The sequence below is a fragment of the Azotobacter armeniacus genome (assembly GCF_054779355.1).
On sequence record NZ_BAAGYK010000095.1, the window covers coordinates 1 to 3,172 of the forward strand.

General features: G+C 63.1%; 6 protein-coding genes. 5 read left to right on the forward strand and 1 reads right to left on the reverse strand.

Annotated elements, in window-relative coordinates; translation table 11 throughout:
* Positions 1 to 181: 181 nt before the first annotated feature.
* The 5 genes from ACYVD0_RS13265 (at position 182) to ACYVD0_RS13285 (ending at position 2,078) form a co-directional block, all read left to right on the forward strand.
* Positions 182 to 460, forward strand: coding sequence for a hypothetical protein (locus ACYVD0_RS13265; protein ID WP_460427239.1), 279 nt, complete (start codon positions 182 to 184; stop codon positions 458 to 460).
* 161 nt (positions 461 to 621) lie between these two features.
* Complete coding sequence (locus ACYVD0_RS13270; RefSeq protein ID WP_460427240.1) at positions 622 to 873, forward strand: helix-turn-helix transcriptional regulator; 252 nt, start codon at positions 622 to 624, stop codon at positions 871 to 873.
* A 1-nt stretch (position 874) separates the two neighbouring features.
* Entirely contained in the window at positions 875 to 1,258 is a 384-nt protein-coding gene (locus ACYVD0_RS13275) for a hypothetical protein (protein WP_460427241.1), read from the forward strand.
* A complete protein-coding gene (locus ACYVD0_RS13280) occupies positions 1,255 to 1,926 on the forward strand; it encodes a Rha family transcriptional regulator (protein WP_460427242.1) in 672 nt (223 codons plus the stop codon). Before ACYVD0_RS13275 ends, ACYVD0_RS13280 begins: the two co-directional genes overlap by 4 nt.
* On the forward strand, positions 1,923 to 2,078 hold the full coding sequence (locus tag ACYVD0_RS13285; protein ID WP_460427243.1) for a hypothetical protein: 156 nt from the start codon (positions 1,923 to 1,925) through the stop codon (positions 2,076 to 2,078). Before ACYVD0_RS13280 ends, ACYVD0_RS13285 begins: the two co-directional genes overlap by 4 nt.
* Positions 2,079 to 2,172: 94 nt before the next feature.
* On the opposite strand, the gene suhB is transcribed toward ACYVD0_RS13285, so the two are convergent.
* Entirely contained in the window at positions 2,173 to 2,988 is an 816-nt protein-coding gene (gene suhB / locus ACYVD0_RS13290) for an inositol monophosphatase family protein (protein WP_460427244.1), read from the reverse strand.
* Between the last annotated feature and the right edge of the window lie 184 nt (positions 2,989 to 3,172).

Genomic DNA, 3,172 nt, shown 5'->3' on the forward strand with positions numbered 1-3,172 from the left:
GCAACAAGCCTTCGATTTGTTTGAATTGCTCGGCGGTCAGTTGCATGGCACTCGGTCTCAACACTATTTGCTGCATTATAGCAAATAGCGTTAACAGGCCCTAGATGAAATCGAGCAGCTGCGCCGTGAACTGAGCGACACCCACCGCGCCAAGCAGAAAGTTGAAGATTATGTCATCGGCATGGAAGAACAATTGGAAGCCGCAATGGTCTTTGCGGAGTGCCTGCGCGCTGATAACCCTTTATCTCCGCCAGAGATGCGACTTGCCTTCCAATGCTGGCGAGAGCTGACCCAAGACAGCACCCACAATCCGGCAGGCATCGGCGGGCGTGGAGTTCACAAGGTGGCAGCGGCTTGGTTAGAGCGCAGCGGGCACAAGCTCAACCCAGAAGCAACCGCAAGGCTTTTTGCGGTGGTGAGCTGGCGCAAGCGGGGGGCTGGCGCCATCCGCTCCAGATAAAATACCCGGCCTATTCGGACGCCCCGTAGCGCGGGGCTTTGCTCGCCTTATCCACACCAATCACCGCTTGGATACCCGGCCTATTTCATGGAATACCCGGCCTATTCAGTGGATAAGTTCGCCGGCCAGCATGTGTCCTGTCTCAAACAGGAACACCCGACATGCCCCAGACCAACCCCGCCGCAACGCCCTACAACACCCAGACGCCAGCCCTTCCCGAGCTGTGGACCATGGCCGAAGTGGCCGCCCGCCTGCGCCGCACCCGCTCCGGCGTGGTCAAGCTGCGCGCCCGTGACCCGAATTTCCCGAAGCCCTTGAAGGATGGCGACAACCGCCGCAGCCGCATCTACTTCGTGCGGTCGGAAATCGAGGCGTACCTGTCGGCTCGCCTGGAAGCGCGGGAGGTGGCCTGACATGAAAAAGGCGACCCGCCCCGAAGAACAAAGCCGCCTGCTGCAAGGCCTGTCTATCACCGCCAGCGCCAGCCCCGCCGAGCTGCTGGACAAGGCGCCGAGCAAGATCGCCCGCGTTCTGGCCTACATGCTGGCTCCCTGCAATTCGCTGAACCGCTTCGAGGCCGAACTCTTGGGCGACCACTGCCTCAACTCGACCATTGCCAAGCTGACGCACAACTACGGACTGGAGTTCCAGCGCCAGCCGGAGAAGGTGCCCAACCGCTGGGGCGCCCCCTGCGACGTGACCCACTACAGCCTGCCGGAGAGCCAGCACCAGCGCGCCCGTGCCGTGCTGGCGCTGCTGAACAGGCCGGCCAAGGGCCGCAAGGAGGTGGCGGCATGAGCAACGCCATTACCCTGGTTCAATTCAAGGGCGAGGCGCGAGTAGATAGCCGCCTGCTGGCCGGGCAGTTGGACAACCAGCACAAAGCATCAATGGCTTTGATAGATCGCTATGCCGCCAAGTTCAAGCGCTTCGGGGTTCTCCCATTTCAAATGGAGAAACCCACCGCAGGCTCGGCAGGAGGCCGACCGGAGCGCTATGCCCTGATGAACGAGGACCAGAGCTACTACCTGCTGTCGCTGTCGCGGAATACCGACATCGTGGTGGACCTTAAGGCAGACCTGATCGCCGCTTTCCGCGAAGCCCGCGACCGCGCCAACGTGACGGACACGCAGTACCTGCCGCTCTACCACGCCATGCACGACGAGGTGGCCGCTCTGGCCCGGCGCGCCAAGGAGTGCGGCAGCAGCACGCCGGAGCGCATGTTTCACATCAACGCCAACAAGGCGCTGAACGCCGTCATGGGGATTGCCAGCGGTGAGCGCGACACGCTGACCATCGAGCAGCGGCTGTTGCTGACGACGCTTCAGGCAGTCTGGCGGAATCACCTGCATGCCAGCCTTGAGTGCGGCGACGATCACCACGAGGCGTTCCGCAAGGCGAAGGCCGCAGTACTGGCCTACATGACGGGCGTCGGTGCCCTGCTGCTGGGAGGCCGTGCCGCATGACGACCTACACCGGACACCGCATCGAGGACCACGAGGATTTCATCCTGGAACAGCTCCTGCCGCTGATCGTCGACTACGCCGGCGCCAGCGACACCCCCACAGAGGTAGTCCTGATTATCCATCATGAGCACTATTTGTGGATAGGCTCTTAGTCGCATAACCTGAACCGCCGTATACGGAGCCGTACGTACGCTGGTGTGGGAGAATGGCGGAAGTGATCCCGCCTCCGGCTCGATCAATGCTGCCTCAGCGCTTCAGGGCTGGCGGCAGATGCGGCTGGATGGCGGTCAGCACGGCCTTGAAGCACTTGGTGTTACCGGCCACCACATGGCCCTTCTCGAGGAACTCGTGACCACCGGTGAAGTCGCTCACCAAGCCGCCCGCTTCTTGGATCAGCAGGGCGCCGGCGGCCATGTCCCATTCCGACAGGCCGAACTCCCAGAAGGCGTCGTAGCGGCCAGCGGCGACATAGGCCAGGTCCAGGCTGGCGGCGCCGGCGCGGCGGATGCCGGCGGTCTGGCCGGTCAGCGCGCGGAACATGCCCAGGTAGTTGTCGAGGTACTCAAGCTGGCTGTCGCGGAACGGGAAACCTGTGCCCAGCAGGGCTCCGTCCAGGCTCTTGCGCGGGCTGACGCGGATGCGCCGGCCGTTGAGGGCGGCGCCGTTGCCGCGGCTGGCGGTGAATTCCTCCTGGCGGACCGGGTCGAGCACCACGGCGTGTTCCAGGCGACCCTTGTGCTTGCAGGCGATGCTCACCGCATAATGCGGCATGCCGCGCAGGAAGTTGGTGGTGCCGTCCAGTGGGTCGATGATCCATTGATAGTCGGCGCCCTCGCCGCTGCCCGGTTGCAGCCCACCTTCCTCGCCGAGGATGGCGTGGTTCGGATAGGCCTTGCGCAGGGTGGCAATGATGGTCTGCTCCGCCGCACGATCCACCTCGCTGACGTAGTCCTTGGCGTCCTTCTCGTCGACCGAGATGACGTCCAGGCGTTCGATGGAGCGGAAGATCAGTTCGCCGGCGCTGCGGGCCGCGCGCAGCGCGATATTCAGCATGGGCTGCATGGAGGTTTCACCTGGGTCGTTAAAGAAAGCCGACCATGCTAGCAGAAACGGATAAGGTATGCAGTGGCCGGCAGGGCCATCCAGGGCAATCGCATGAAGGCTACCCAAGTCCGAGAAGTACAGCGCGATAGGTATCGGAGGTGGATGCAACCAGGCGGCGGGTCTTGATGCCACCCTTCTTGCC

Excerpts from the sequence above, each read along its gene's own strand:
- ACYVD0_RS13265 (WP_460427239.1), top strand. The coding sequence starts at position 182 with ATGGAAGAACAATTGGAAGCCGCAATGGTCTTTGCGGAGTGCCTGCGC.
- ACYVD0_RS13270 (WP_460427240.1), top strand. The coding sequence starts at position 622 with ATGCCCCAGACCAACCCCGCCGCAACGCCCTACAACACCCAGACGCCA.
- ACYVD0_RS13275 (WP_460427241.1), top strand. The coding sequence starts at position 875 with ATGAAAAAGGCGACCCGCCCCGAAGAACAAAGCCGCCTGCTGCAAGGC.
- ACYVD0_RS13280 (WP_460427242.1), top strand. The coding sequence starts at position 1,255 with ATGAGCAACGCCATTACCCTGGTTCAATTCAAGGGCGAGGCGCGAGTA.
- ACYVD0_RS13285 (WP_460427243.1), top strand. The coding sequence starts at position 1,923 with ATGACGACCTACACCGGACACCGCATCGAGGACCACGAGGATTTCATC.
- suhB (WP_460427244.1), bottom strand. The coding sequence starts at position 2,988 with ATGCAGCCCATGCTGAATATCGCGCTGCGCGCGGCCCGCAGCGCCGGC.